Genomic DNA, 4386 nt, shown 5'->3' with positions numbered 1-4386 from the left:
GTGGAGCAGAGCCAGGAACGCACCTTAACCGGTGCTTTGCTGATTCAGGAACAGAGCAAACAGTATGGTCGATCCATAGAGCTCTCCGGTGGACAGGACGCCGGATGGGTGACCCGCAGCACCGTGGTCAGCCTGCTCACCTTGAGCGAAACCGCCAATAACGTCATGACCCTAACCTTGCCCGACCTGCGGCAATTTTCCGTAATTTTTGACCGAACCTCGGGCAGCCCGGTGGAAGCGCAACAGATACTGCCCTTTGCGTTTCCCGATGACGACTACCAATACAGCTTGACCCTGCGGCTGCTGACCGTAGAACCCCCGGCAGCGTAGCAACCCAGATAACCAAAGGTGACATGGATGGCCATCAATAACAGCGACGTAAAACTCTTTGAAAGCCAGCGCCTGACCGATGAGGAGGACGGCGGTGGACGGGTAACCGGCAGCGAAGTGATCGACGGCAACGTGAATAATTTGTTCCGGGACATTTCCCGTTTAGACCGAACCATCGGTGACGTAGCACTGCGTAAAGCGTTTATCGGCATCAGTACCGACAACAGCGATGCCTATTTAGGCAGCCACCTGATCCTCACCGAACCGCCCAAAGACCCGAACGTCAGCGTCCTCTTATTCAATACCGATGACCAGACCGACGAGCGAGCCGACGCCCGCAACCGGATCGAGAGCTATGTGGTGCCGGGCATTGAAGCCAGCTGGCTGCCCATTGGTGACCAGCTGCAGGGTCAGCGAACTATTGTCGGTTATCAGCGGGAGGAGCTGGCCATTCCCGAGATCGGCGAGGTCTACAAGCTCACCACACCGGATGAGCAGGTCAGCCAGTTTGTCCGGATTACCGGCCTCACCCACCAGGTGGCCACCTTTACCTATAACCAGGGCGGCAAGTTTGTGGACTTTACCCGGCGAAAGCTGGAGATGGACATCAGCGCCCCATTGATCACCACGTTTATCGGAGCGCAGCCATTCCCCGGTGTCCCTGAAGAACCGACCAGCAGTGTCCACACCACCCAGATCGCCGACACCTCCCGCTATTACGGCATTCAGTCAGTAAGTGCAAACATCACCGCTGGTGACCTGACCATTAAGGCGGCGAGCGTTTACAATGCACTGGTGCCCAGCGCCAAAGTAGAAAGCCCACTATTGGATCAGTATGGCGGCTACACCGGCAAAACGATGGTGGCCACTTCAGCCAACAGCAGAAGTGTCTCCTGCCGCTTTGTTCATATCAGCGGAAACCAGAGCCGGACTTACCTGCAGCGAGGCGTCCTGCCCAAAACCCTGAGCCTATCATTGGAGGGCGGCACCTTTGAGGACAACGGCGCAGGCCTGCTGATCCACAAAAGCGGCAGCAACAATTACAGCCAGCTGACCATCGACTATGAGCTGGGCGAGATTAACGTGTGGCGAGCCAGCAGCTACACCACGGCCAGTGCTTCAGCCAGCTATCAGCCTGCCGTGGCGATTACCGGAGCGGCCATCAGCGGTGCCATTCCCATCACCAACCAGAACCGGGGCTTTAACTACACCCTGAACATGGCAGAGGCGAAACCAAGACCGGGCACCTTAGTGGTGAGTTATATCGCCCTAGGCAAGTGGCAGGATATACGGGATACCGGCGCAGGCCAGCTTTCCGGCTCTGGCTCAGGAACCATTATTTTTGCAACCGGATCCGCCGCCATAACCCTGGATGCCATGCCCGACCCAGACAGCGCCATCGTCTACAGCTATGTGGCGCAGAACGATGACGAGGTGACCATTCGCACCGGCAGTGTACCGGTGGAGGATATGACCTTCAGGCACACGGTGGAGAAACCCGGCATCAAGCCCGGCAGCCTGACGGTGACGTATATATCATCAGGGCAGAACAAAACCCTGACCGACCAGGGCAACGGCCTGCTGACCGGCGATGGTAATGGCGCTATCCATTACGCCCCCGGTGAGTTGAGCTTTCAGCTGGACAACCTGCCCGATACCGGCACCGAGATCCAGGTGGATTATGAAGAAGGCATCAGCGCCGGCGGACAGGTAAACGTTGGCATTGATGGCCAGGGCGTGATGAGTGGCACGATACCCGGTGCGCCGTTATTGCCCGGTTCCATACAGCTGCAGTTTCTGGTGGAGCAGTTATCCAACGTACCGAGCGATGCCCGGGGTGAAAATTTCGAGACTTATGAAACCACCACCACCGTGACAAAGCAGCTTGATGACGATACCACTGGCGGCTGGCGTGGTGTTACGGGCACGATTGATTATCAGACCGGTGCTTTTACTATTCTGGCGTTGCAGGATTACACCTATACAGAGTTCACCAACATCCGGCAGACCTCAGGTGGCGCTACCTTCTACCGAGTGGAAACCACTAATACAACCCTAAAGCAGACCTTTAACGGCAGCAGCATCACCGCCATCGCCCAGGCCAGCAACCTGAGCCATGCGCCCTACAGCGAAACCCTGCCATCGCCCGAGCTGACCCTGGATCTATTGCCTTTAATCAGCGATACCCTGCTGCCGGGAAGCGTGGTATTTAGTTGGAACGGGCAGACCTACTATGACCGGGATGGTCAGGTGTTCACCGATATCAGCACCGAAACCAACGCCGGCCTGCAGGTGGGCAGCATTGACTACAGTGGAGGCGTGGTCACGTTAGCCACTTATCCACAGGGAGTATTGAACAGCGCCACCATCGAAGCAGCCGCCACTATCGGCCCGGGTTTCAAAGTAGACGCTGTAGCCTTTCGCACACCGGGATCACCGGTCAGATTGGGCAGCTTGCAGCTAACGGCAGTGCGAGTGGATAACGGCGACCTTATCACCGCCAGCGCCGACTTTAACGGCGAGATAAACACCAGTGAAGTGCAGGGAAAGATCGACACCACCACCGGTTGGAGTGAAATAGTATTCACCGATGGCACAGACCCTATCTTTGTCATACCCCAGAGCGTTAGATATAACTGCATTGTGGAAACCAGCCTGCCGCTGGACGCCGAACTGATCGGGCTAGACCCGGTTCGTTTACCACCGGATGGCAAGGTGCCCATTTTCAGAGCAGGCGACATCGTGGTGATCAGCCACACCAGCAGCACCGATGCCGCTACCCCCACGGCAGGTCAGATGATCAGCCTGAGCCGTGACCATCAGGCCGACATTGTTGTTGAAGACAGTACCGGGGCTTTGTTGAAAGCGGATCAGTACACCACCAACCGGGAAGCAGGAACCGTTACCTTTGCTGACCCACTGAGCCTGATCGACGACCAGAGCAACCCACTGACAGCCCCCTTTACCATTAAAGACCGAGTGGAGCACATGAGCGTTTTAAGTGACATTCAGATCAACGGCGACCTTTCTATTATTTCGCCTGTCCCTTGGGATTTACCTGCAACCGAAACCAGCATCAGCAGCGCCGTGGTTTATGGCGACCTGCAAGCCAGGGTAAAGGATTTTTTCAGCCAGAAAGTGTGGGACAACGGTGATCCGAACTGGACAGATAACCGGATCGGCGACCAGACCACCGCCCAATTCAATACCATTAACTATCCGGTGGAGGTGACCAACAAGGGAGCCATCTATGGCAAGTGGGCGATCATCTTTACCAGCGGTTCAGCGTTTCAGGTGGTCGAGGAAAAGCTCGGGATTATAGCGACCGGCACCACAGCATCGGACACCGCACCCATCAACCCGGAAACCGGCGTGCCTTACTTTACCCTGCGTGCCGATGGCTGGGGTTCAGGTTGGGCAGTGGGCAACGCTATCCGGTTCAATACCGATGGTTGTCTTGCTCCGGTTTGGATTTGCCGAACCGTTCTGGCCGGACAAGGCACCGAAACCAACGACGATTTTACTTTGCAGATTCGGGGGGATGCTGACTGATGGCTGGTATATGGTTCAAGCCAGATAATTTGGCAGCAAAAGTCGTATCTGATGCCATTCCAGATAGTGCTGATGAGGGTATGTATTACGGTGGAAAAATTGCACTTCAAATGCTTGTGTATATAGATAGCAGCAATGCCAGTGAGACAGTGCCTCTATTCAGTTCGTTAAGTAATACCAGCCTTCCTCCTGACCGATTTTATTTTGAGGTGCTTGTCGAAAGTGGGAAATTACGATTGCAAACTTTCGATAGAAATACTCGACAAATGGTAGGTTACTTTTCGGAGCCTATCCCTTTTGATCAGATGATCGAAATTAAAATAATTAACGGCAACCCTTATCCATATATTCATGCGTGGGTAAATGGAACAAAACTTACCGTTGAGTCATTCTCAGGCAGTACTAATAGCTCTATTGTTTTCGGATACTTTCAGGCCACCATAGGAGGAGTAAGAGAAAGTATCCCTCAGGCAAAAGGGGTTCTGTTTTCCTACATAAAAATCA

General features: G+C 54.6%; 3 protein-coding genes. All 3 read left to right on the top strand.

The genetic code is table 11. From position 1 onward, the window contains the following. Window positions 1–330, top strand: a 330-nt coding sequence (locus AK963_RS33680; protein ID WP_175404660.1) for a hypothetical protein, incomplete at its 5' end; no start/stop codon positions are given. 27 nt (window positions 331–357) lie between these two features. Then, window positions 358–3882: a hypothetical protein gene (locus AK963_RS25915; RefSeq protein ID WP_066018256.1), complete on the top strand. Its 3525-nt coding sequence runs from the start codon at window positions 358–360 to the stop codon at window positions 3880–3882. Continuing rightward, on the top strand, window positions 3882–4386 hold a 505-nt coding region (locus AK963_RS25910), incomplete at its 3' end, for a hypothetical protein (RefSeq protein ID WP_139117669.1). The genes AK963_RS25915 and AK963_RS25910, both read left to right, overlap by 1 nt.

Source organism: Endozoicomonas atrinae (assembly GCF_001647025.1).
Classification (GTDB): Bacteria; Pseudomonadota; Gammaproteobacteria; order Pseudomonadales; family Endozoicomonadaceae; genus Endozoicomonas; species Endozoicomonas atrinae.
The sequence above is the reverse complement of the archived record's forward strand: the minus strand, read 5'-3'. Positions and strand labels throughout refer to the sequence as shown.

Bases quoted from the DNA above. Each gene is read 5' to 3' on its own strand.
- AK963_RS25915 (WP_066018256.1), top strand. From the start codon at position 358: ATGGCCATCAATAACAGCGACGTAAAACTCTTTGAAAGCCAGCGCCTG.